Origin of the sequence: Streptomyces capoamus (assembly GCF_014654935.1) — a bacterium.
Classification (GTDB): domain Bacteria; phylum Actinomycetota; class Actinomycetes; order Streptomycetales; family Streptomycetaceae; genus Streptomyces; species Streptomyces capoamus.
Window position 1 is genome coordinate 9,088 of the sequence record NZ_BNBF01000031.1, and the last position, 669, is coordinate 9,756.

General features: G+C 70.7%; 2 protein-coding genes. Both read right to left on the minus strand.

Going from position 1 to position 669, the window contains the following annotated elements:
- On the minus strand, positions 1-195 hold a 195-nt coding region (locus IE312_RS33315; RefSeq protein WP_189985963.1), incomplete at its 3' end, for a transposase.
- Positions 196-273: 78 nt separating this feature from the next.
- On the minus strand, positions 274-669 hold a 396-nt coding region (locus IE312_RS33320), incomplete at its 5' end, for a RacP protein (protein ID WP_229900732.1).

Genomic DNA, 669 nt, shown 5'->3' on the forward strand with positions numbered 1-669 from the left:
CGCCCGCCATTTCGCGCCGTTGTCGGTGATGTAGCGGATCGCGTCGACGACGCGCCGGCGGGGCCACTTCTCCGGAGCGCCGCCCCTGGCGGTCCGGCAGGCGGGAACCGGCAACAGCCTTTCCAGCAGAGCCCATTCGAGGTCGCTGGTGTCGGACGGGTAGTGGTAGCGGGGCAGGTCCGGGGACGGGGACATGGCGGGGTGGCGGGCCGCGACCGGTGCGGGGAGCCAACTGCGGGGCGGTCGCGGCCCGTCGCCTTCCTGCGGATCAGGTCACTCCAGGTTGGCGAGGAGGTGCAGGGTCGACTCGATCGCGCCCATCTGCGCCATGACCGTGCGGATGTAGGGGTCGTCGGGCCTCTTCTTGCGGTGCGCGAGGAGGATGCCCTCGATGAAGTTGACGATCCGGTGGTGGGTGGACTCGAAGAACGCCCGCTCGTAGCCGATCCAGATCTCCGGCGCATCGTCCAGCATCCGGTAGCCCCAGGTCCTGTCCCAGGTGATCGGCGGCAGGCCCTTCGCGGCGGCGACCTTGCGCAGATGCGCGAGACCGGTGTGGACCTGCGCGCGGGTGCGTTCGGTGGCCGCCATGAGCTGGACTATCGTCAGCCCGGCGGGACGGGCCTCCAGGAGGGCGGACAGGATCGCTTCGGCGTGGACGTGAGCGGG